General features: G+C 75.6%; 19 protein-coding genes and 1 pseudogene. 9 read left to right on the plus strand and 11 right to left on the minus strand.

Annotation, left to right across the window (positions count from 1 at the left end):
- Positions 1 to 21 precede the first annotated feature (21 nt).
- Both KPF22_RS05175 and KPF22_RS05180 read right to left on the minus strand, forming a co-directional pair.
- Complete coding sequence (locus tag KPF22_RS05175) at positions 22 to 255, minus strand: hypothetical protein (RefSeq protein WP_062398018.1); 234 nt, start codon at positions 253 to 255, stop codon at positions 22 to 24.
- An 85-nt stretch (positions 256 to 340) separates the two neighbouring features.
- Positions 341 to 553 carry a BldC family transcriptional regulator gene (locus KPF22_RS05180; protein ID WP_073576557.1) on the minus strand — a complete coding sequence of 71 codons (213 nt, stop codon included), beginning with the start codon at positions 551 to 553 and terminating at the stop codon, positions 341 to 343.
- A 300-nt stretch (positions 554 to 853) separates the two neighbouring features.
- Here KPF22_RS05180 and KPF22_RS05185 point away from each other — a divergent pair, with 300 nt between their 5' ends.
- The gene (locus KPF22_RS05185; RefSeq protein WP_224401379.1) at positions 854 to 1,330 is read left to right on the plus strand and encodes a DUF4229 domain-containing protein; all 477 of its coding nucleotides are present in this window, start codon (positions 854 to 856) and stop codon (positions 1,328 to 1,330) included.
- A gap of 51 nt (positions 1,331 to 1,381) precedes the next feature.
- Here the strand turns inward: KPF22_RS05185 and KPF22_RS05190 are convergent, their stop codons facing one another.
- The 3 genes from KPF22_RS05190 to menE form a co-directional block, all read right to left on the minus strand.
- Complete coding sequence (locus tag KPF22_RS05190) at positions 1,382 to 2,254, minus strand: 1,4-dihydroxy-2-naphthoate polyprenyltransferase (RefSeq protein WP_224401380.1); 873 nt, start codon at positions 2,252 to 2,254, stop codon at positions 1,382 to 1,384.
- 134 nt (positions 2,255 to 2,388) lie between these two features.
- Entirely contained in the window at positions 2,389 to 4,041 is a 1,653-nt protein-coding gene (locus KPF22_RS05195) for a hypothetical protein (RefSeq protein ID WP_224401381.1), read from the minus strand.
- A 226-nt stretch (positions 4,042 to 4,267) separates the two neighbouring features.
- On the minus strand, positions 4,268 to 5,536 hold the full coding sequence (menE, locus tag KPF22_RS05200) for an o-succinylbenzoate--CoA ligase (protein ID WP_224401382.1): 1,269 nt from the start codon (positions 5,534 to 5,536) through the stop codon (positions 4,268 to 4,270).
- Positions 5,537 to 5,712: 176 nt separating this feature from the next.
- On the opposite strand from menE, the gene KPF22_RS05205 reads away from it, so the two are divergent.
- Positions 5,713 to 5,976 carry a hypothetical protein gene (locus tag KPF22_RS05205; RefSeq protein WP_224401383.1) on the plus strand — a complete coding sequence of 88 codons (264 nt, stop codon included), beginning with the start codon at positions 5,713 to 5,715 and terminating at the stop codon, positions 5,974 to 5,976.
- Positions 5,977 to 5,980: 4 nt separating this feature from the next.
- Here KPF22_RS05205 and KPF22_RS05210 read toward each other — a convergent pair whose 3' ends face one another.
- Positions 5,981 to 6,883, minus strand: a complete 903-nt coding sequence (locus tag KPF22_RS05210) for a 1,4-dihydroxy-2-naphthoyl-CoA synthase (RefSeq protein ID WP_224401384.1) — start codon at positions 6,881 to 6,883, stop codon at positions 5,981 to 5,983.
- Between the two features lie 387 nt (positions 6,884 to 7,270).
- Between KPF22_RS05210 and KPF22_RS05215 the strand changes: the two genes are divergently transcribed.
- From KPF22_RS05215 to KPF22_RS05230, 4 genes are all read left to right on the plus strand, one after another.
- Positions 7,271 to 10,123: an FAD-binding and (Fe-S)-binding domain-containing protein gene (locus KPF22_RS05215; RefSeq protein WP_224402381.1), complete on the plus strand. Its 2,853-nt coding sequence runs from the start codon at positions 7,271 to 7,273 to the stop codon at positions 10,121 to 10,123.
- 86 nt (positions 10,124 to 10,209) lie between these two features.
- Positions 10,210 to 11,055, plus strand: a complete 846-nt coding sequence (locus KPF22_RS05220) for a patatin-like phospholipase family protein (protein ID WP_208818953.1) — start codon at positions 10,210 to 10,212, stop codon at positions 11,053 to 11,055.
- Positions 11,056 to 11,131: 76 nt separating this feature from the next.
- Entirely contained in the window at positions 11,132 to 11,956 is an 825-nt protein-coding gene (locus KPF22_RS05225) for an aldo/keto reductase (protein WP_208818954.1), read from the plus strand.
- Positions 11,957 to 12,143: 187 nt separating this feature from the next.
- Positions 12,144 to 12,461, plus strand: coding sequence for an adhesin (locus tag KPF22_RS05230; protein ID WP_073576881.1), 318 nt, complete (start codon positions 12,144 to 12,146; stop codon positions 12,459 to 12,461).
- Positions 12,462 to 12,515: 54 nt separating this feature from the next.
- Here the strand turns inward: KPF22_RS05230 and KPF22_RS05235 are convergent, their stop codons facing one another.
- From KPF22_RS05235 to KPF22_RS05245, 3 genes are all read right to left on the minus strand, one after another.
- Complete coding sequence (locus tag KPF22_RS05235; protein ID WP_208818955.1) at positions 12,516 to 14,162, minus strand: ABC-F family ATP-binding cassette domain-containing protein; 1,647 nt, start codon at positions 14,160 to 14,162, stop codon at positions 12,516 to 12,518.
- Positions 14,163 to 14,182: 20 nt separating this feature from the next.
- Positions 14,183 to 14,917 (minus strand): dienelactone hydrolase family protein, encoded by a 735-nt coding sequence (locus KPF22_RS05240; protein WP_224401385.1) that lies wholly within the window; start codon positions 14,915 to 14,917, stop codon positions 14,183 to 14,185.
- A gap of 100 nt (positions 14,918 to 15,017) precedes the next feature.
- Positions 15,018 to 16,295: an MFS transporter gene (locus KPF22_RS05245; protein ID WP_208819007.1), complete on the minus strand. Its 1,278-nt coding sequence runs from the start codon at positions 16,293 to 16,295 to the stop codon at positions 15,018 to 15,020.
- A gap of 243 nt (positions 16,296 to 16,538) precedes the next feature.
- On the opposite strand from KPF22_RS05245, the pseudogene KPF22_RS05250 reads away from it, so the two are divergent.
- Positions 16,539 to 16,637 (plus strand): annotated as a pseudogene (locus KPF22_RS05250) (PIG-L family deacetylase); the annotation flags it as partial.
- A gap of 245 nt (positions 16,638 to 16,882) precedes the next feature.
- Complete coding sequence (gene menD, locus KPF22_RS05255; protein WP_208818957.1) at positions 16,883 to 18,571, plus strand: 2-succinyl-5-enolpyruvyl-6-hydroxy-3-cyclohexene-1-carboxylic-acid synthase; 1,689 nt, start codon at positions 16,883 to 16,885, stop codon at positions 18,569 to 18,571.
- 80 nt (positions 18,572 to 18,651) lie between these two features.
- On the opposite strand, the gene KPF22_RS05260 is transcribed toward menD, so the two are convergent.
- Positions 18,652 to 19,908 carry an isochorismate synthase MenF gene (locus KPF22_RS05260; protein WP_224401386.1) on the minus strand — a complete coding sequence of 419 codons (1,257 nt, stop codon included), beginning with the start codon at positions 19,906 to 19,908 and terminating at the stop codon, positions 18,652 to 18,654.
- A gap of 96 nt (positions 19,909 to 20,004) precedes the next feature.
- Between KPF22_RS05260 and KPF22_RS05265 the strand changes: the two genes are divergently transcribed.
- On the plus strand, positions 20,005 to 20,499 hold the full coding sequence (locus KPF22_RS05265) for a DUF3592 domain-containing protein (RefSeq protein ID WP_208818959.1): 495 nt from the start codon (positions 20,005 to 20,007) through the stop codon (positions 20,497 to 20,499).
- A gap of 52 nt (positions 20,500 to 20,551) precedes the next feature.
- Here KPF22_RS05265 and KPF22_RS05270 read toward each other — a convergent pair whose 3' ends face one another.
- Positions 20,552 to 21,394 carry an inositol monophosphatase gene (locus tag KPF22_RS05270; protein ID WP_208818960.1) on the minus strand — a complete coding sequence of 281 codons (843 nt, stop codon included), beginning with the start codon at positions 21,392 to 21,394 and terminating at the stop codon, positions 20,552 to 20,554.
- Positions 21,395 to 21,398 lie beyond the last annotated feature (4 nt).

Raw genomic sequence — 21,398 nt, forward strand, 5'->3', positions numbered from 1 at the left:
GTGCCGGCCGGCGCGACCCGCTCAGGGGCGCTCGGGCGGGTCCTCCTGGTTGCGCACCTTCTCGTCGAGCTCGCGCAGGAAGTCGGGGTCGTCGTCGGGGCCGGTCGCGCGCGGCTTCTCGGCCCGCTGGCCCGACGACCAGGGGAACTCCGCGCGTGGGATGCGGTCGGAGACCACCTGTTCGGACCGCAGGGTCCGCACGAGCAGCACCGCGACCACGGCCGCGCCGACGAGAAGGATCAGGAAGAACAACATCAGGCCACCTCCGCTGTCCAGCGTAGCGAAGGTGGCCTGACGTACGGGTGAAGTCGAGACCCTCACCCCATGTGTGCGCTCCGGGTCAGCGGAGACCGGTGTTGGCCTCGCTGGTCAGGTCGGCGAGCAGGCCACGGACCTCGGACTCGCGGAACCGGCGGTGGCCGCCCGGCGTACGGATCGAGCCGATCCGGCCCGCCGAGGCCCAGCGGGTCACGGTCTTGGGGTCGACGCGGAACAGCGTGGCCACCTCACCCGGGGTGAGGAGACGCTCGGGTGCCTGAGTCGGAGCTGCCATGGGGATCCTCCCGAAGTGCACGTGGAGTATGTGTCACGGTGCTCGCCGGAGGCATCCGGCCGGGTACCGCTCTCGGTTTCCGGGCCATCGTGACACCTCAGACCCCGGGTACTCGAACGGTGTTGTGTGAGTAAAGGGTTCTTAAAGGGCAAAGCCGGTGAACGACTCGAACCGGACAGGCGGGGACGCCCGGGGAGGGGCTGCCGCCCGGGCGGCTGCCCGCGATCCGGACGTCCGGGGCGAGGCCGGGTGGAACCGGGCAGCCGCGGTCCGGCCGGTCCGGCCCGTACCCTGGAGACCATGACGTCTCCGACCCCGCCGCAGGCCGCGGCGCGGGAGCGCGCAGGTGAGCCCGGGCTGGCCACCACGGTGGCGCTCTACACGCTCGCGCGGCTCGGTCTGCTCGCCGTGATGACGGTCGTCCTCGCGCTGATCGGCGTGCCGTGGCTCGTCGCGCTGCTCGTGGCGCTCGTCGTCGCACTGCCGCTGTCGATGGTGCTGTTCCGCGGGCTGCGGGAGCGGCTGGACCGGGCGATCGCCGCGTCGACGGCCCGCCGGTCCTCCGAGCGGGCGTCGCTGCGGGCCCAGCTGCGCGGCGACGTCGGCCCGCCGCCGTCCCCGGACACGCCCGTCGCGCCCGCGTCCCCGGAGGCCCCCGTCGCGCCGTCCGCGTCGTCGACCGTCGCGTCCCCGCCTGCCGCGGCCGGTGCGGACGGGGCCGAGGTGCCGGCCGGGTCCGACCCGGCCCCGTCGGAGGGCGACGGCCCGACCCGCTGACGGTCCGGGCCCGGTCCGACGTCGGCCGGAGGTGCGCGGTGCCGGGAGCGCTCAGCCGAACGCGAGCCCGACCGCCGCCGCGAGGCCCCACGCCAGCAGCAGCAGGCCGGTGTCCTTGAGGACCGGGATGAGCGCGGGGCCCTGTGCCCCGCCGAGCACGATCCGCACCGGCCGCACCGCGGCGGGCAGCGCGAGCAGCGCCACCAGCAGCCCCGGCCGGTCGAACGCGGCGCCGACCGCGACGACGAACGGCACCAGCACCAGCGCGAGGTAGAGCATCCGGGTGCCGTGGTCCCCGAGCCGCACCGCGAGGGTCCGCTTGCCGACGACCCGGTCGCCCGGGATGTCCCGCAGGTTGTTCGCGACCAGCACCGCGCACGTCAGCAGCCCGACAGCGGCCGCGGCCCCGACGGCGGCGGCGTCGACGCGGCCGGCCTGGGTCAGCATGGTGCCCAGCACCGCGACCGGGCCGAAGAACACGAACACCGCGACCTCGCCGAGCCCGGCGTAGCCGTAGGGCCGCGAGCCGCCGGTGTAGTACCAGGCGCCGACGATGCACAGCGCCCCGACGAGCAGCAGCCACCACTGGCCGGAGACCGCCGTGAGCACCAGCCCGGCGACGGCGGCGACCCCGAAGCAGGCGAACGCCGCGGCCTTCACCGTGGCCGGTTCGGCGGCCCGGGAGCCGACCAGACGCTGGGGGCCGACACGGTCGTCGTCGGTGCCGCGGATGCCGTCGGAGTAGTCGTTGGCGAAGTTCACCCCGATCACCAGCGCGACCGCCACCAGGAGGGCGAGCAGCGCGGAACCGGGGGCGAGGGCGCCCACGCCGAGCGCGGCGCCGGTCCCGACGAGGACGGGGGAGATCGCGGTGGGGAGGGTGCGCGGCCGCGCACCCTCGACCCACTCTGCCGTGGTGGCCACCCCGGCAACCTATCCCGCCGCGCCGCCGTCCGACGGAGCCGTCCCACGGCACGGCCACACCCCTGCGCCGGTCGCCACACCCGCGGCAACGGGTGTGCGGACCGGCGCAGGGGTGTGGTTGCCGGGCAGGACGGTCAGGAGGTGCCGGAGGGCGCCCGCTGGGCCGAGCCGGGGGTCACGCGGGCGGCCTGGTTGTCGCCGGTGGGGACACCGGTCGCGGGTGTGGTCGCGGTGGTGGGCCCGGGTGAGGGGGTGCCCGCCGTGGCCCCGCCGGCGGCCGGTGCTCCGGCTCCCGGCCCCGTCGCTGCGGACGGCGCGGACGGCGCGGACGGCGCGGACGGCGCGGACGGCGCGGACGGCGCCGGGGAGGACGGGGTGGCACCGGACGGTGCGGTGGGGACGGCCGGGACCTGGGCCGGCGAGCCGCCGGCCGCGGCGGAGGCGTCGGGCACCGCGGGAGCCGCGGAGGTGTCGGGCGCCGGGGGAGCCGCGGGAGTGCCGGGGGCCGACGGAGCGGCGGAGGCGTCGGGCGCGGTGGGTGCAGCGGGTGAGGGTTCGGACGGTGCCGCCGCGTCGCAGGCCGGGACGTCGCCCGGCAGCCCGGTGAACGCCGTCGCCGGGAGGTACTGGCCGTCGCCGATCCGGACGAACGCGCCGGAGGTGCACTGCACCGGCACCTCGGTGGCGTCGACGGCGATCCCGACCGACTCCGCGCCCGCCTCGGGCCGGGCGAGGATCTGGATGTCCGGGGTGCCCTCGGTGCGGATCGCGGACAGCCGCTGCGACCCGGTCCACAGGTAGTCGACCCGGACCTGCGAGTTGTCCTTCAGGCCGAGGACGTCCCAGAAGATGCCGTCGCCCAGGTCGATGCCCGCCGGGTTGGCGACCCGGCGCCCGAACTGGTCCTTGCCGCCGTTGTGCCCGTTGCGCGCGGCCGCGGCCTGCGGCACGCCCTGGGGCAGGTCCTTCCACATCTCCCGCTGGCTCGACGGGTTCCAGTAGTCGTCCTTGGTGTTCCACGGGCCGATGTCCCAGACCGGGGCGATCGCGCAGCGTCCGTTGGGGGCGCAGACCTTGACCGAGTAGTCGGTCTTGCCGTTGGCCGAGAGCGCCCGGCGTGAGGGCAGCGCGACGAAGCGGTCCCGGTTGACGATCTTGTGGCCGTTCGCGGTGGTGCCGCCGACGAGCCCCTCGCGGGTGGCGAACACCGAGTAGCTGCGCGGAGCGGCCTCGGTGACCGGCTCGCTCTCGGCGCCGGAGCCGGGCGTCGCGGTGAGGGTGAGCTCCCGGACGGTCGGGTCGGCCGCGCCGGTGGCGGTGAGGACCAGGCGTCCCTGCACCTCGGTGACGGCCTCCGGCAGCTCGGTGCGGGAGTCCTGGGCGGGGATCCACTCGGTCCAGCCGCCGCCCGCCCGCTTCCCGCGGACGTCGACCGACGCCGTCGAGCCGGGCGGGGTGTCGGCGACGAGCCGGGAGTCGACCTCCCGGGTCGGGGTGTCCAGGGTGCGCGGCGCGAGGGTCAGCAGCCCGGTCGGGACCACCTCGGCCGGGTCCGCGGAGGACTCCGTGTCCCCCTCGTCGGCCGGGGCCCCGAAGGCCGTCGACCGGTCGAACCGGGCCCCGTCGGGCGAGACGACGACACCGTTGCCGGTGCCCTCGCTCAGCTCCGGCTGCCACGTCGTGCCCGGCTCGTCGGCCATCGCCGGGACCGTGGCGGCGGCACAGAGCGCGCCGGTCGCGGCGAGCAGACCGATGGCCCGCAGCCCGGCCCGCGTGATGCTGCGCATGGACAACCCCCGCTGATCGCTGTGACTCGTGTGACGACGGGGAGCCCTGTGATGGATGAGGGCTCTGTGTCGCCAGTGGTCGAAGCACACTCGATCTCAGGGGTGCGCGCAACGCACGCTGCGTGAACCAACTCCAAGGTGTGTACACGGATCGGGTGGTGGAGACCGTGACGCAACGCCGTGATCCGACTGCCCACCGTGACCGACAACTCCGCTGGGTGAGCGGTCAGGTGCGGCGTGCCCCCGCCAGGATCTCCGCGACGGCGGTGCGGTCGGGCTTGCCGATCCCGCGCTCGGGCACGGTGTCGGCCCGCAGCAGCAGCCGCGGCACGGCGGCCCGGCCGCACGCCGCGCGGACCGCGGCACACAGAGCGTGATCGTCCGGTGCGGCCCCGGAGGACACCACGAGCGCGGCCACGATCTGGCCCCACTCGTCGTCGGGGAGGCCGACGACGCACGCCGCGCGGACGCCGTCGACCGCCAGGAGCGCCCGCTCCACCGCGGCCGGTGCGACCTTCTCGCCCCCGGTGTTGACGACGTCGTCGACCCGGCCCAGGACGGTCAGCGTCCCGTCCGGTGCGAGCGCGCCGAGGTCCCCGGTCCGGAACCGGCGGACACCCCCGTCGGACACGAAGGCCTCCGCGGTCGCCTCCGGCGCCCCCAGGTACCCGCCGGCGACGACCGGCCCGCCGAGCACCACCCGTCCGTCGGCCGGGTCGAGGGTGACCTCGACGCCGTCGAGCGGGACACCGTCGTAGACGCAGCCGCCGCAGGTCTCGCTCATCCCGTAGGTGGTGACCACCCGGATCCCCTCGGCGAGCGCGCGCCCGCGCAGCCGCGGGTCCAGTGCGGCCCCGCCGACGAGCACGGCGTCGTACCCGGCCAGGGCGTACAGCGGGGCACCGCCGTGGTCCAGGATCCGCGCCAGCTGGGTCGGGACGAGGCTGGTGTAGCGACGGGTGCCGTGCGCCATCCGCCCGGTGGCGCGGGCCAGACCGTCGGGCCGGAAGCCGTCGCGGACGTCCTGGACCACGCAGGCCGTGTCCGCGAGCAGGGCGCGCAGCACCACCTGGCCCCCGGCGACGTGCTCGGCGGGCAGCGTGAGCAGCCACGACCCCGGGCCGCCGAGGCGGGCGTGCGTCGCCGCGGCCGACGCCCGCAGCGCGTCCGCGGTGAGCGCGACGTACTTGGGCTCCCCGGTCGACCCCGAGGTGGCGACGACGGCGGCGAGCCCGTCGGGCAGCTCCCCGGCCGCGGCGGCCCGTGCCACCGGCCCGGGCAGCGCACCCGGTCCGGCGGTGACCGGTCCGGCGGTGTCCGGTCCGGCGGTGTCCGGCCCGGCGTCGCCCGGCGCCGCGGCACCCGGGCCCGGGCCCGGCTCGGCCCGGACGGGCAGCACCGCGGGACCCGTGCCGTCCACGGCGGCCCGCAGCGCGGCCGCCAGCCGGGTCACCGACTCCGCGGAGCCGTCCACCGGAAGTGCACGCACAGTCATGCTGTCAACCCTGTCTGTCGTGACGCACGCAACCGGGAGCGGCGTCCGAACGGCGTCTTTCATCAGATTCGGGGAACGGTGTAGGGCAGGTGCAACGCGGGGGGCCTTCCACCCGACTCAGGGGATGAGAGCGGCGGCGCACCCGCCCGCCGGTCACGGGTTCGAAGGAGCTCACCATGCCGTACACCGCCACCGCCGACGCGTCCCCGACCGGCAGCCCGCGCTCGTTGCGCTGCCGCCGGCCCGCCGGCTCCGGGCACCGTGCGGTCGCCGGCGAGCTCGCGGCCCTGGCCTTCGACGTGCCGTCCGGCCGGGTGAGCCCGGCCCCGGCCCCGGCGCCGCAGCGCCCGGCGGTCGCCGTCCCGCAGCAGAGCGGCCCGCGGGCCGTCGTCGCGGCGCGGCCGGTCCCCGTGCCCCGGCCGCGCCCCGCCGCGGAGTGACGACCTAGTAGTGCCAGGGGAACGGCGACCAGTCCGGGTCCCGCTTCTCCAGGAACGAGTCCCGGCCCTCCACCGCCTCGTCGGTCATGTAGGCCAGCCGGGTCGCCTCACCGGCGAAGAGCTGCTGGCCGACCAGGCCGTCGTCGGCGAGGTTGAAGGCGTACTTCAGCATCCGCTGGGCCTGCGGTGACTTGCCGTTGATCTCCGTCGCCCACTGCAGGGCCTCGGCCTCCAGGTCCGCGTGGTCGACCACGGCGTTGACCGCGCCCATGTGGTGCATCTGCTCGGCCCTGTAGGTCCGGCCGAGGAAGAAGATCTCCCGGGCGAACTTCTGGCCCACCTGGCGGGCCAGGTAGGCCGAGCCGTAGCCGCCGTCGAACGAGCCGACGTCGGCGTCGGTCTGCTTGAAGCGGGCGTGCTCGCGGGAGGCGATCGTGAGGTCGGCGACGGCGTGCAGCGAGTGCCCGCCACCGGCGGCCCAGCCGTTCACCACGGCGATGACGACCTTCGGCATGAACCGGATCAGCCGCTGGCACTCCAGGATGTGCAGTCGCCCGGCCCGGCCCTGCTCGACGGTCTCCGCGGTGTCCCCGGAGGCGTACTGGTAGCCGGTGCGGCCACGGATGCGCTGGTCGCCGCCGGAGCAGAAGGCGCGCTTGCCGTCCTTCGGGGAGGGGCCGTTCCCGGTCAGCAGCACCGCGCCCACGTCGGCGCTGGTCCGGGCGTGCTCCAGGGCGCGGTAGAGCTCGTCGACGGTGCCCGGCCGGAACGCGTTGAGGACCTCGGGACGGTCGAACGCGATCCGCACGGCCCCGGTGGCGCGGGCGCGGTGGTAGGTGATGTCGCGGAAGTCGAACCCGTCGACCGGCGTCCAGGCGTCCGGGTCGAAGGTCTCGGAGACGGTCATGGCCGAACCCTAAGGAGTCACTCCGCGACGAGCGGCGCCAGCCGCCGGGCCACGGCCGGTGCGGGGCCCGGGCCGGGCCACCCGGTGTCGCCGCCGGCGTCCCACGCGGCCGGCCGGCCCCGGCCGCGCCCCAGGTGCGCGCCACGGTGTCGGCGAGCTCGTCACGGGGCATCCACGCAGCGTGCCGAGGCGATCCGGATCACCGCAACCGCGTTCCCGTCGACGGGAGGGGCCCGGGGACCGCGGGGTAGCGTCATCTCCCAGCCCCGGGCCGTCGCAGGTGCCGGAGTCTGCGCCGAGAGGAGCCCCGTGACCACCGACAGCGCCGCGCGTCCCACCACCGCGAGGAGCGAAGGCGGATCGCGTTCGACCACCGCGTACCGCGCCCTGGAGAACGATCTGCGTGCCGCCATCGGCGGTGAGGTCCGGTTCGACGCGGGCAGCCGCGCGATGTGGTCGGCGGACGCCTCGAACTACCGGGGCGTCCCGATCGGCGTGATCTGCCCGCGCGACGCCGCCGACGTCGAGGCCGCCGTCGCCGTGTGCCGCGCCCACGACGTGCCGGTGCTGCCGGTCGGGTCGCGCACCTCCATCGCGGGCCAGGCCGTCAACACCGCGGTCGCGATGGACTTCCGCACGCACATGGACGCGATCCTGTCCGTGGACCCCGACGCCCGGACCGCGACCGTGCAGCCCGGCGCCGTCTGCGACGCCGTGCGCGACGCCGGCAAGCCGCACAGCCTGACGTTCGGCCCGGACCCGTCGACGCACAACCGCTGCTCGATCGGCGGGATGATCGGCAACAACGCCTGCGGCTCGCACTCGGTGGCCTGGGGCAAGACCGTCGACAACGTCGCATCGCTGGAGGTCCTCACCTACCGCGGCGAGCGGCTCGTGCTGGGCGGCGACGGCACCGAGACCGGCGCGATCCCGGACGCGCTGCGTGCGCTGGGCGCGCGGGTCGCCGACGACGTCGAGAAGCACGTGCCCGAGCTGACCCGGCGGGTGTCGGGCTACAACCTCGACCAGCTCGTCCCGGGCAACGTGAACCTGGCGAAGGCGCTGGTCGGCACCGAGGGCACCTGCGCGACGATCCTGTCCGCGACCGTCGACCTCGTCGAGTCCCCGCCCGCACGGGCGCTGGCCGTGCTCGGCTTCCCCGACGCCTACCACGCCGCGGACAACGTGATGATCGTCCGCGAGCACTCGCCGCTGACGATCGAGGGCATGGACGCCGGGCTGATCGCCTCGCTGCGCGCCCTGCGCCCGAACGAGACGACGAGCCGGATGCTCCCCGAGGGCAAGGGCTGGCTCTACGTCGAGACCGGCGGGGCCACCCGCGCCGAGGCCGAGGCGGCCGCGCAGGCCGTCGCCGACGCCATGAAGGCCTACACGACCGGTGCGGTCGTCGTCGGCGAGCCGGCCCGGATGGCCGCGCTGTGGAAGATCCGCGAGGAGGGCGCGGGCCTGCTGACCCGCTCGCCCGAGGGCGGCGAGGCCTGGCCCGGCTGGGAGGACGCCGCCGTCCCGCCCGAGCGCTTCGGCGCCTACCTGCGCGAGTTCGACAAGGTCCTGGAGGACCACGGCCGCAAGGGCATCTACTACGGCCACTTCGGCGACGGCTGCCTGCACGTCCGGATCGACTTCGACCTGCTCACCAAGCCCGGCGTGCAGAACTTCCGGGACTTCATGACCGCGGCCGCGGACCTCGTCGTCGCGCACGGCGGGTCGCTGTCCGGTGAGCACGGCGACGGCCAGGCCCGCGCCGAGCTGCTCCCGCGGATGTACCCGCCGCAGATCATCTCCGCGTTCGAGGACTTCAAGGGGATCTGGGACCCGGACGACCGGATGAACCCGGGCCGCGTCGTGCGCCCGGCGACGATGGACGAGAACCTGCGCGTCCAGCTCGGCATGCCGACCATGCCCGACGAGCCGAAGCTGGCCTTCGGCCACGACCGCGGCTCCTTCCACCGGGCCACCCGCCGCTGCCTGGGCGTCGGCAAGTGCGCCGTCGACACCGGATCGGGCGTCATGTGCCCCAGCTGGAACGTGACCAAGGAGGAGAAGCACTCCACCCGCGGACGCGCCCGGCTGCTGTTCGAGATGGCGAACGGCGAGATCATCACCGACGGCTGGCAGTCCGACGAGGTCGCCGAGTCCCTCGACCTGTGCCTGTCCTGCAAGGGCTGCAAGTCCGACTGCCCGGTCGGGGTGGACATGGCCTCGTACAAGACCGAGTTCCTCGCGAACCGCTACCACCGGAAGCTGCGCCCGCGCGCGCACTACTCGATGGGCGCGCTCCCGCGCTGGCTGCGCGCGGTCGGGGTGCTGCCGGCCGCCGCCGTCGACGGGCTGAACCGGCTCGCGCAGGTGCCGCTGCTGGCGAAGGTCGCGAAGAAGGCGGGCGGTATCGACGCCCGTCGCGCCATCCCGCCGATCGCCCGGGAGACCTACACCGCCCGTGCCGCCCGCGGGCTGCCGATGTCGACGGTGCCGGACCTCGGCGTCGCACCCGGCAGCCGCGGCCCGCTGCTGCTGTGGACCGACACCTTCACCGACCACTTCGACCCGGAGATCGCCGCCGACGCCGTGGCGGTCCTCACCGGACTCGGGTACCGGGTCGAGCTGCCCCCGAAGAACGTGTGCTGCGGCCTGACCTGGACCTCCACCGGCCAGGTCACCGCGGCCCGCCGGGTGCTGGCGCGCAGCCTGCGCGCGATCGGCCCGGCGCTCGACGCCGGCATCCCGGTCGTCGGGCTGGAGCCGTCCTGCACCGCCGCGCTGCGCAGCGACGCCGCGGAGCTGCTGCCCGACGACCCGCGGGTGCCGCTGCTGGCGCGGCAGGTGTCGACCTTCGCCGAGCTGCTGGCCCGGCACGCCGACGAGCTGTCGGCCGTCGCGGGGACCGGGAACGGCGCCGCGCTGGTGCAGATCCACTGCCACCAGCACGCCGAACTGGGCTCCGAGCCCGACCGCGCGGTGCTCGCCGCGCTCGGCGTCGACGCCACCGTGCTCGACTCCGGCTGCTGCGGCCTGGCCGGCAACTTCGGGTTCGAGGACGGCCACTACGACGTGTCGATGGCGTGCGCCGAGCGGGCCCTGCTGCCCGCGCTGCGCGCCGCCGACGAGTCCGTGGACCTGCTCGCCGACGGGTACTCCTGCCGCACCCAGGTTCGCCAGGCCGGGGAACGGGAACCGGTGCACCTGGCCCAGATCGCCTACCGCGCCCTGCGAGGGTGATCGCCGGCGGCGAGGGTTCCGGTGCCGGATCCGGCACCGGACCCCTCGCCCGTGGTGATCATGCAGGGCGCCGACGAGGAGGACCCATGGCCGACGACCGACGGGCGCTGGTGCTGGGCGGCGGCGGGCTGACCGGCATCGCCTGGATGTACGGACTGCTGGCCGGGCTCCTCGCCGACGGCGTCGACCTGCGCGACGCCGACCTCGTCGTCGGGACCTCGGCGGGGTCGGTGGTGGGCACCAACCTGGCCGTCGGGCGTGACCCGGCCGCCCTCGCCGCGACCCAGCTCACCCCGCCGTCCGGGGAGATCGCCGCGACCCTCGGGCTGCGGCTCGCGGTCCGCTACGGCGTCGCCGCGCTCTCCGGACCGCGCGACGCGACCCGGGTCCGGGCCCGGATCGGCCGCCTCGCCCTCGACACCGACACGGTCGACGAGGCCGAGCGGATCGCGGTGATCCGCTCGCGGCTCGACGGCGCGGACTGGCCCGCCGACCGCGACCTTCGGGTCACCGCCGTCGACGCGCACACCGGCGGGTTCCGGGTCTTCGGCCGCGACGACGGCGTCGAGCTCGCCACCGCGGTCGCCGCCAGCTGCGCGGTGCCCGGTGTGTGGCCGCCGGTCACGGCCGCGGGCACCCGGTGGATCGACGGCGGGGTCCGCTCGATGGCCAACGCCGACCTCGCCGCCGGCTACGGCCGTGTCGTCGTCCTCGCGCCGCTGTCCGGCGGGCTCGGCGGTGCCGCGGCGCCGCGGGTGCAGGCCGAGGCGCTCGGCGCGCTGGCCCGGGTCGCGGTCGTCGAACCGGACCGGCGGTCGCGCCGGGCGTTCGGGCGCAACATGCTCGACCCGGCGCGGCGCCCCGCGTCGGCGCGGGCCGGCCGGGCGCAGGCGGCGGACGTCGCCGCCGAGATCGCACGGGTCTGGGGCTGAGCCCGCGGGGTATTCCCGCCGGAGACCGACCCCACGGGGTCGCATGAGCGCGCAACGGCCCGGGTAGCCGAGGGCCATGACTGTTCCCACGATCAAGCTGAACGACGGCCGCGAGATCCCCCAGCTCGGCTTCGGCGTCTTCCAGATCGAGCCCGGTGACACCGCGGAGAAGGTCAGGGCGGCCCTCGACGTCGGCTACCGCCACATCGACACCGCGCAGATGTACGGCAACGAGGAGGGCGTCGGCAAGGCCATCGCCGACTCCGGCATCCCGCGCGACGAACTGTGGATCACCACCAAGCTGAACAACGACGGGCACGGCCGGGAGTCGGCGGTGAGCAGGCTCGACGAGAGCCTCACCAAGCTCGGCCTCGACCACGTGGACCTGTACCTCATCCACTGGCCGCGTCCGAAGGAGAACCGCTACGTCGAGACCTGGCAGGGCCTCGAGGACGCGCAGAAGGCGGGCAAGGCGCTGTCGATCGGCGTCTCGAACTTCCAGCCCGGCCACCTCGACCGGCTCGCGGCGGAGACCTCGACGGTCCCCGCGATCAACCAGATCGAGTTCCACCCGCACCTGGTGCAGCGCGAGCTCCGCGAGTACCTCCAGCAGCACGACATCGCGCTGGAGGCGTGGAGCCCGATCGGCCAGGGCAAGGGCCTGCTCGACGCGCCCGAGCTGAAGGAGATCGCCGAGCGGGTCGGCAAGTCCGCCGCGCAGGTCGTGCTCCGCTGGCACATCCAGCTCGGGAACATCGTGTTCCCCAAGTCGAACAACCCGGAGCGGATCAAGGAGAACTCCGAGATCTTCGACTTCGCCCTGAGCGAGGACGACATCGCCGCCGTCGAGAAGCTCCACACCGGCGAGCGCATCGGCCCGGACCCCGACGACTTCGGCTGATCCGCACCCCGCGCGCCACGGCCCGGCGCCCCTCTCCGTGAGGGGCACCGGGCCGTCGTCGTCGGTGAGGGTGACGGGAGTCACCGTGCGGCATGTGCGGAGGGCACGGCGCCACGGATCACCCGACAGGGGACGCGGACGGGCCGGCGCGGTGGACGTGTGCGTGTGCGTCCGTACGGTGGGGACGATGTTGGCGATCACCGAGAACGCCGCCGAGGCGATCAAGACCCTGAGCACCGACGCGGAACTGCCCGACGACGGCGGCCTGCGCATCTCCGCGACCGACCCGGCGCAGGGCCTCGAACTGGCCCTCGCGCAGGAGGCCGACGCGCAGGACACCGTGCTGCGCGGGGAGGGCATCACCGTCTTCCTCGAGCCGGCCGCGGCGGAACTCCTGGACGACAAGGTCCTCGACGTCCAGCCCGTGGCGACCGAGCAGGGCGAGCAGGAGCTGCGCTTCGCGATCGTCGAGCAGCCCGAGGCCCCGGACACCGTCCAGGCCTGATCCACCCGACGCACTGCGTGGCCCCGCCGGACGCCCGGTGGGGCCACGCCCGTCTCACAGCTCGGTGACGGTCCCGTCGCGGACGTCCCAGCGGCGGGTGGCGCGCACCGTGTCGAGCATCCGCCGGTCGTGGGTCACCAGCAGGACGGTCCCGTCGAAGTCCTCGACCGCCTGCTCCAGCTGCTCGATGGCGGGCAGGTCGAGGTGGTTGGTCGGCTCGTCGAGCACCAGCAGGTTCACCCCGCGCGCCTGCAGCAGCGCCAGCGCGGCGCGGGTCCGCTCGCCCGGCGAGAGCGACGACGCCGTCCGCAGCACCTGGTCCGCGCCGAGGGAGAACTTCGCGAGCAGCGTCCGCACCTCGGACTCGGGCCAGTCGGGCACCTGCTCGCCGAACGCGCGCAGCAGCGTCGCGTCCCCGAGGAAGGCGCCGCGGGCCTGGTCGATCTCGCCGACCAGCACCCCCGACCCGAGCCCCGCCGAGCCCGAGTCCGGGGTGATCCGGCCGAGCAGCAGCCCGAGCAGCGTCGACTTGCCCGCCCCGTTCGCGCCGGTGACGACGACCCGGTCCGCCCAGCCCACCTGCACCGTGGCCGGGCCGAACGCGAAGTCCCCGCGCCGCACGGCGGCGGCGTCGGCCCGCGCGACGACCGACCCGGACCGGGGTGCGGAGGCGATCTCCATCCGCAGCTCCCACTCCTTGCGGGGCTCCTCCACGACCTCCAGCCGCTCGATCGCGCGCTCGGTCTGCCGGGCCTTCGCGGCCTGCTTCTCGCTGGACTCCTGGCGCTGCGCGCGGACGTTCTTGTCCGGGTCCTTGGTCTTGCGCCGGGCGTTGCGCACGCCCTGGGCCATCCAGTTGCGCTGCATGACCGCGCGCTGCTTGAGGCCACCCAGCTTGTCGGCGTACTCCTCGTAGTCCTCGCGGGCGTGCCGGCGGGCGACCTCGCGCTCGGCGAGGTAGGACTCGTAGCCGCCGTCGTAGACGTCGATCCGCTGCTGGACCAGGTCCAGCTCGACGATCCGGTTCACCGTGCGCGCCAGGAACTCCCGGTCGTGGCTGACCAGCACCGTCGGCGTGCCCTGCCGGGCGAGGCCGCCCACGAACCGTTCCAGCCGCTCCAGGCCGTCGAGGTCGAGGTCGTTGGTGGGCTCGTCGAGCAGCAGCAGGTCGTAGCGGGACAGCAGCAGCGCCGCGAGGTTCGCCCGCGCCGCCTGCCCGCCGGACAGCCCGGTCATCGGGGCGTCCGGGCCGACCGCGAGCCCGACCTCGCGCAGCACCTCGCCGGAGCGCTCGTCGAGGTCGGCGCCGCCGAGGGCCAGCCAGCGGTCCAGCGCGGCGGCGTAGCGGTCGTCGGCGCCGGGGGTGCCCGACGCCAGCCCCTCCGCCTCGGCGTCCATCGTCGCCTGTGCGTCGGCGACGCCGGTCCGGCGCGCCAGGAACCCGGCGACCGTCTCCCCGGGACGCCGGTCGGGCTCCTGCGGGAGGTGCCCGACGGTCGCGTCGGGCGGGGCGAGGGTCAGCGACCCGTCGTCCGGGGGCCGCGAGCCGGCCAGCACCGTCAGCAGGGTGGACTTGCCGGCGCCGTTGGCACCGACCAGCCCGATGACGTCGCCGGGCGCGACGACGAGGTCCAGCCCGGAGAACAGGGGTCGGTCGCCGTGGCCGGCGGCCAGGCCCGTCACGTGAAGGGTCGCGCTCATCTCGAGCGCAGACGCTACCCCTACAGGTTCGCCCCGAAGAGCCGGTGCAGGGCGTCCCAGTGCCGCTGCTCGGCGTCGTCGTCGTGGGTGGGGGCGTCCGGCACCGCGAAACCGTGCGCCGCCGGGTAGGTCTCCAGGGTCGCCGACACCCCGGCCGCGGACAGCGCGTCGCCGAGGCGCTGCTTCTGCTCGTCGGGGAAGGAGTCGTCGTCGGTGGCGCCGGCCACGTACACCTCGGCCCGGATGCGGTCGGCGAGCCGGTGCACGCTGGCCGGGTCGTCGGTGGCGAGGTCGCCCCCGTGGAACGACGCCGCGGCCGCGACCCGCTCCGGCTGCGTCGCGGCGGTGCGCAGGCTCATCACCCCGCCCATGCAGTAGCCGGTGGTGCCGACCGCCCTGCCGCCGACCTCGGGCCGCTCCAGCAGCGCGGTCACCCACGCCTCGGCGTCGACGGCGACGAACTCGGGCGTCAGCGACCTCACCATCCCCATCAGCCGGGCCCGCTCGGGCTGGTCGGAGAACACGGTGGCGAAGTCGAACGGGGCCCAGTCGCCGTGCCGGTGGTAGACGTCGGGCAGCAGCACCGCGTAGCCGAGCGACGCCAGGTGCGCGGCCATGTCGTGGATGGCCGTCCGGACACCGCCGGCGTCGGGGTAGAGGAGCACGCCCGGCCACGGGCCGTCCCCGTCGGGGGTGTGCAGGGTGGCGGCGGCGTCGCCGTCGGGGGTGCTGATCGTGAAGTCGGTGCGCGGCACGGGTCCGGCCTCCCGGGGGTGATCGACGGGTCGCACCCGTTCTACGCCCCCGGGAGGCGTTCCGCCGGACCGCGGCGCGGTTCGGGTGGTACATACCGGATCAGGTCCTGGTCAGCGCGTCGTCCTCGTCGAGGCGCCGGGTACGGGTCTCCGAGTAGCTCGCCACGGCGATGATCGTGACCACCGACGCGACCGCGATGTACACGGCGATCGAGTAGCCGGTACCCGTCGCGACCAGCAGCGACGCCGCGATCAGCGGGGCCAGGCCGCCCGCGAACACCGACGCCAGCTGGTAGCCGATCGAGATGCCCGAGTAGCGCACCCTGGTGCCGAACAGCTCGGACAGGAACGCCGCCTGCGGGCCGTACATCGCGCCGTGCAACACCAGCCCGACCGTCACCGCGACGGCGGTGAGGGCGAAGCTCTGCGTGTCCACCAGGAAGAAGAACACGAACGCCCAGACACCGACGCCGGCGGCGCCGAACAGGTAGACCGGCTTGCGGCCGACCCGGTCGGAGACCGCACCCCACATGGGGGTGGTCACCAGGTGCACCGCGGCACCGATCAGCACCGCGCCCAGCACGAACGACGACGGCAGCCCGAACTGCTCCTTCACGTACGTCGAGATGACGATCGTGAAGATGTAGTACGAGACGTTCTCCGCGAACCGGGCGCCCATCGCGGTGAGGACCTCGCGCGGGTAGAGCCGCAGGACGTCCAGGATCGGCATGGTGTCCTTCTCGCCGGCCGCGGCCCGCGCGGCGGCCCTGGCCTGCGCCTCCCGGAAGACCGGGGACTCCTCGACGGCGAGGCGGACGTAGAGGCCGATCAGGACCAGCACCGCGGACAGCAGGAACGGGATCCGCCAGCCCCAGGCCAGGAACGCCTCCTCGGACTGCACCAGCGCCATGATCGCGAGCAGGCCGTTGGCCAGCAGCTGACCGGCCGGGGCACCGGCCTGCGGCCAGCTCGCCCAGAACCCACGGTGCTCGGGCTTCCCGTGCTCGGAGACGATGAGGACCGCGCCGCCCCACTCACCGCCCAGCGCGAAGCCCTGGATCAGCCGCAGCACGACGAGCAGCAGCGGCGCGGCGATCCCGATCGTGGCGTAGGCCGGCAGCAGGCCGATCGCGAACGTCGAGGCGCCCATCATCATCAGCGACAGGACCAGCAGCTTCTTGCGGCCGATCTTGTCGCCGTAGTGGCCGAAGACCAGGCCGCCCACCGGGCGCGCGATGAACCCGACCGCGAACGTGCCGAGCGAGAGCAGGGTCCCGGTCGCGCCGTCGGACTCGGGGAAGAACACCGCCGGGAACACCAGGGCGGCGGCGACGCCGTAGAGGAAGTAGTCGTACCACTCGACGGTCGTGCCCAGCATGCTCCCCGCGACGACCTTCGCGATCGGCGTGTGCGGCTGGTCGGACGCCGGTGGCGTCGGTGATCCCGGCGCGGTGGCGCCGGCGTGCGTGTCGGACACGGTCCCTCCCCATCGACGGACATCTGCGGTGGCGTCACGGTAGGGCCGCGGTGCGCCGTTTTCACCGGTTCCGGCCACATCGGTACCCCGACCGTGACGTGGCCCGGCCACACCCGGTCGCGGCTGCGCGGCGGACTGGGCCACATGGCCGACCTGTTGCCCCTGCCGGAGGACTTCGACCGGGCGCTGGTGGTCGTCGCCCATCCCGACGACATGGAGTACGGCGGCTCCGTCGCCGTCGCGTCGCCGTCCGCGCACCGCGCCTGCCTCGACGGGCTGGGCGGCGGCCCGATGACCGATCCCGGCACGTTCCTGCGCGCGGCCGCCGAGCGGACGGCGGAGCAGCTGCCCGGGGCCACCGTGGCCACCCCGTTCGAGTACCTGCGGCCCTGAACCGGCCGGTACGACGATGATCCGTGCCTCAGCCGACCGGCCTCGGTGGGGATCGCGGGCGGTACGCCGGTACCGTCGTCGTGAGGGGTGATGGGGTGAACGGCTCGACCGCGCAGGCGCGCGTACTCGTCGACGAGCTGGCGCGGGCCGGTGTCACCGACGCGGTCCTGTGCCCCGGCTCCCGCAACGCGCCACCCGCGTTCGCGCTGGCCCGGGCCGACGAGCGGGGCACGGTCCGCCTGCACGTGCGCATCGACGAACGTGCCGCGGGCTTCCTCGCGCTCGGCCTGTCGCTGGCGTCGGGCCGCCCGGTCCCGGTCGTCGTCACGTCCGGGACGGCCGCGGCGAACCTGCACCCCGCGGTGCTGGAGGCGTCGCACTCGGGGGTCCCGCTGCTGGTCCTGACCGCGGACCGGCCGCCGGAGCTCGTCGGCACCGGCGCCAGCCAGACCGTCGACCAGGCCGGTCTGTACGGCGGCGCCGTGCGCTGGGCGGGCGCGCTGCCGGTGCCGGTGGGCACCACCGAGCCGGAGGCGCGGCGCTGGCGGGCGGTCGTCGCGCGGATGCTCGCCGCGGCCGTCGGTGCCGGCGCGGGCGCGCCCGGCCCGGTGCACCTGGACCTGCCCTACACCGACCCGCTCGTGCCCGACGACGACCCGCCCGGGCCGGACACCGGGCACCACGACGCCGGTCTGCCGGGCGCGGACCTCCCCGCCGGACGGCCCGGCGGTGCGCCGTGGACCGCCGTGTCCCGCCCGGTCCGCGCGCTGCCCCCGCTGGAGCTCGACCCGGGGGCGCGCACGCTCGTCGTCGCCGGGGCGGGCGGGCCCGCCGCGGACCCCGGCCTGCTCGGCGGGGCCCCTCTGGTCGCGGAGCCGTCGTCGTGCTGGTGGGCGCACGCGCTGCGCACCGGGCCGTGGCTGCTCGACCGGCCGGAGCTGCGCCCCACCCAGGTCGTCGTGCTCGGCAGGCCCACCCTGCACCGGGGCGTCGCCGCGCTGCTCGCCGACCCGTCGGTGGCGGTGTTCGCCGATCCCGGTCCGGACGGCGCCCCGTGGACCGACGTCGCCGGCACGGTCCGGGCCGTCGGTGCGCTGCCCGCGCTGTCCCCGCCCGAGGACTGGGTGCGGTCCTGGCGCGACGCGGACCGGGCCGCGGCCAAGTCCCTCGACACCGCGCTCGACGACGGCACCGCCGCCGGCGCACCCGGCCTGCGGCTGGCCCGCGACCTCGTCGCGGCCCAGCCCGACGGCGGCCAGCTCGTCCTCGGCTCGTCGAACCCGGTGCGCGACGTCGCGCTGGCCGCCGTGCCCCGCCCCGGGCTCACCGTGCGGTCGAACCGCGGGGTCGCGGGCATCGACGGGACGGTGTCGACCGCCCTCGGCGCCGCGCTCGCCCACCCGGGCCCGACGGCGCTGCTGCTCGGCGATCTCACGCTGCTGCACGACTCCACCGGACTGGTCGTGGGCCCGGGGGAGCCGTCCCCGGACCTGACCGTCACCGTCCTCGACGACGACGGCGGCGGCATCTTCCACCTGCTCGAACAGGGCGGCCCGTCGCACGCCCACGCCTTCGAGCGCGTCTTCGGCACGCCGACCGGCGTCGACCTCGTGGCCCTGGCCCGGGCGGCGGGCTGGCGGGCGGCTGACTGGGGCGGCGACGCGGGCGAGCTCGCGGCCCGCCCCGGCTCGGGACGGCGGCTGGTCCGGGTCGCGGCGCACCGCGCCGGGCTGCGCGACGCGCACGCCGAGCTCCGCCGGGTGGTCGCCGCGGCGCTGGACTGAGCCGGTCCCGCCCGCGTCCGCGCCGCAGCACGTGCTGCCACGCCCCGGCGGACACGGCGTCCGCCCGGCCCGGGCCGGGCTCAGCCCTCCAGGGACTCGCGGACCGCGCGCATCTTGGCGGCGGCCTCGCGCACCTCGCCGTCGGGCTCGGAGTCGGCGACGATCCCGCACCCGGCGAACAGCCGCGCCGTGCGTCCCTGCAGCTCGGCACAGCGCAGCGCGATGCCCATCTCGCCCGCGCCCTCGGCGTCGACCCAGCCGACCGGGCCCGCGTAGCGGCCGCGGTCGAGACCCTCGATGTCGGAGATCAGCGCCGTCGCGTCCGGGGTCGGGGTGCCGCCGACGGCGGCCGTCGGGTGCACCGCTCCGATCAGCGTCAGCAGCGACGCGGGCCGGGCCGGATCGAGGCGGGCGTGCACGTCGCTGGACAGGTGCGACACGTTCGGCAGGGTCAGCACCGACGGCGCATCCGGTACGTGCAGCTCGGCCACCAGGGGGCGCAGCGACGCGGCGAGGGAATCCACGGCGTAGGCGTGCTCGCGGCGGTCCTTCGACGAGCCGATCAGCGCGCCCGCGGTGTCGCCGTCCGACCCGGAGCCGGGCCACATCGTGCCCGCCAGCACCCGCGACTCCACGGTCCGCCCGCGCAGCCGCAACAGCAGCTCGGGGGTGGCGCCGACCAGGCCGTCGACGGCGTAGCTCCAGCACGTCGGGTAGCGCCGGGCGAGGCCGCGGAGCAGGAACCGGGGGTCCAGCGGGCGGTCGGCGACGGCGAGCAGGTCGTGCGCGAGCACCACCTTCTCCAGCTCCCCGTCGCGCATCCGCCCGACCGCCGCGGCGACGGCGGCCCGGTACCGGTGCGCGGACACCTGGCCGTCGGCGTAGCGCAGCCGTCCACTCGGGCGCACCGGCGACGGGACCGGCAGCCTGCCCGGGGTCTCCGGGGCGTCGGCGGGGGTGATCTCGGTGATCCAGGCGCGGTGCCCGCGCCGCCCGACGATCACCCGCGGTACGACGAGCACCGAGCCCGGGCAGCCGTCGGCGAAGGTGAACGACGCGAACGCGAGGGCGCCGGTGCCGGGGAGGCGGACGTCGTCGTAGCCGGCGCCGGCGTCGAGCCGGTCGACCACGCGGCGCCACCAACGGTCGGCCTCGGCGAAGCGCTCGGGCCCCGACGCGGTGAACCGCGCGACCTCGCCCCAGCCGACCACGCCCTCGCCCTGGCGCACCCAGGACAGCGCCCCGGCGTCGGCGGGCAGCACGTCCAGCAGCCGCCCGTCGAGCCGCAGCGGGCGTGTCCGGACGCGCAACGCGGTGCTGGCCGGTGCGACGGTCACCCTTCGAGAGTAGGCAACTTCCTCGGCCGGGGCGGGCGCCAGGGTGGGAGGCACCGGACACACCCGGGTGCCGGAGCGCTCCTAGAATCGGGTCCCGTGACCAGTCCGAGCGGCCGTCCCACCGGCGATGTGCTGACCGAGACCTCGGCCGTGGCGGCCCGTCTCATCGGCCGGACGCGGTACCACCTGCCCGAGATCGTCCTGGCCGTCGCACTGGCGTGGACGCTGGTCGCGCTGGTGGCCCTGGGTGGTGCGTTCCTGGAGGACGCGGCGATCGACGGCAACCGCGGCACCACCGCCGCGACCGTCCTCGACGGCTCGGACTACTGGCGCACCCTGGTCAGCTTCGTCGACGACGAGGGCCGGCTGCAGACCCCGGCCGCGGGCATCTCCTACCCGGTCGGGCTCACCCCGGGCGAGAACATCTACGTCGAGTACGACACCGCCGACCCGACGCACGTGCGCGTCGCGGGCCGCACCGCCGTCGACGGGATCCTCCCGGTCGCCGGGCTGATCGCGGGCGGCTGGGTGCTCCTCGGGCCGCTGTACGTGTGGCTGCGCCGCCGCCGGGCCCGCACCGGCACCGTCTGACGGCGCCCGGACCGCACCGGACCGGACCGCACCGGGCCGCCCCGCACCGGGCTCAGCCCCGCCAGAGCGCCCCGACCTCGGCGGCGACCTGCGGTGCGGCGACGAGCAGCCCGCCCTCGGGCAGCGGCGTCGACCGGCCGTCGCGGCCCAGCACCAGCGCGCCGGCCTCGGTGGCCAGGCAGAGCGCCCCGGCGACGTCCCACTCGTGGTAGCGGGTCAGCACCGCGGCGACGGCGTTGCCCAGCGCGACCTGGGTGATCGCCAGCGCGGCCGAGCCGAGCACCCGCACGCCGACGTGCGCGGCGCGGGCGCGCTCGACGAACCCGGGGTCGGGGTCCTCGGCGCAGATCAGCGACCCGGCGACCCGGGCGGTGCGCCGCGACGGCACCGGCACGCCGTTGGCCCGGAAGCCGCGCCCGCGGGCGGCGGCGTAGATCTGGCCGCGGCCCGGGTCGGCGACGACGCCCACGGCCGGGCCGTCACCGTCGACCAGGGCCAGGCTGTAGGCGCACCAGGGCAGGCCCGCCACGTAGTTCGCGGTGCCGTCGACCGGGTCGACGACCCAGCGCAGCGGTGCGGTGTCGGCACCGGCGTCGGCGCCGAACTCCTCGCCGACGACCGGCCAGCCGGGGAACTCCGCGGCCAGCACCCGGCGGGTGTGCCGCTCCAGGGTGCGGTCGGTGTCGGTGACCCAGTCGAACGGGTTGGCCTTGGCCGACGCGTCGAGCGATCCGGTGTGCTCGCGACCCAGCGTCGCGGTGATCACCTCGGCGGCGTCGTTGGCCAGCCGGCCCGCGGTCTCGAGCGCGCGGGAGAGCAGTGCCGGGTCCACCGGCCGGGGGGACGGCACCGGTGGTGGCGCCGGGTGTGGCGGGGTGTGGGGCACGGCCGTCATGCGA

Source organism: Pseudonocardia sp. ICBG1034 (assembly GCF_020131375.1).
Taxonomy (GTDB): domain Bacteria; phylum Actinomycetota; class Actinomycetes; order Mycobacteriales; family Pseudonocardiaceae; genus Pseudonocardia; species Pseudonocardia alni.

What these genes read in the sequence shown, in the direction of transcription:
- KPF22_RS05175 (WP_062398018.1), bottom strand. Translation starts at nt 255, where the DNA reads ATGTTGTTCTTCCTGATCCTTCTCGTCGGCGCGGCCGTGGTCGCGGTG.
- KPF22_RS05180 (WP_073576557.1), bottom strand. Translation starts at nt 553, where the DNA reads ATGGCAGCTCCGACTCAGGCACCCGAGCGTCTCCTCACCCCGGGTGAG.
- KPF22_RS05185 (WP_224401379.1), top strand. Translation starts at nt 854, where the DNA reads ATGACGTCTCCGACCCCGCCGCAGGCCGCGGCGCGGGAGCGCGCAGGT.
- KPF22_RS05195 (WP_224401381.1), bottom strand. Translation starts at nt 4,041, where the DNA reads ATGCGCAGCATCACGCGGGCCGGGCTGCGGGCCATCGGTCTGCTCGCC.
- menE (WP_224401382.1), bottom strand. Translation starts at nt 5,536, where the DNA reads ATGACTGTGCGTGCACTTCCGGTGGACGGCTCCGCGGAGTCGGTGACC.
- KPF22_RS05205 (WP_224401383.1), top strand. Translation starts at nt 5,713, where the DNA reads ATGCCGTACACCGCCACCGCCGACGCGTCCCCGACCGGCAGCCCGCGC.
- KPF22_RS05210 (WP_224401384.1), bottom strand. Translation starts at nt 6,883, where the DNA reads ATGACCGTCTCCGAGACCTTCGACCCGGACGCCTGGACGCCGGTCGAC.
- KPF22_RS05220 (WP_208818953.1), top strand. Translation starts at nt 10,210, where the DNA reads ATGGCCGACGACCGACGGGCGCTGGTGCTGGGCGGCGGCGGGCTGACC.
- KPF22_RS05225 (WP_208818954.1), top strand. Translation starts at nt 11,132, where the DNA reads ATGACTGTTCCCACGATCAAGCTGAACGACGGCCGCGAGATCCCCCAG.
- KPF22_RS05230 (WP_073576881.1), top strand. Translation starts at nt 12,144, where the DNA reads ATGTTGGCGATCACCGAGAACGCCGCCGAGGCGATCAAGACCCTGAGC.
- KPF22_RS05235 (WP_208818955.1), bottom strand. Translation starts at nt 14,162, where the DNA reads ATGAGCGCGACCCTTCACGTGACGGGCCTGGCCGCCGGCCACGGCGAC.
- KPF22_RS05245 (WP_208819007.1), bottom strand. Translation starts at nt 16,295, where the DNA reads ATGCTGGGCACGACCGTCGAGTGGTACGACTACTTCCTCTACGGCGTC.
- KPF22_RS05270 (WP_208818960.1), bottom strand. Translation starts at nt 21,394, where the DNA reads ATGACGGCCGTGCCCCACACCCCGCCACACCCGGCGCCACCACCGGTG.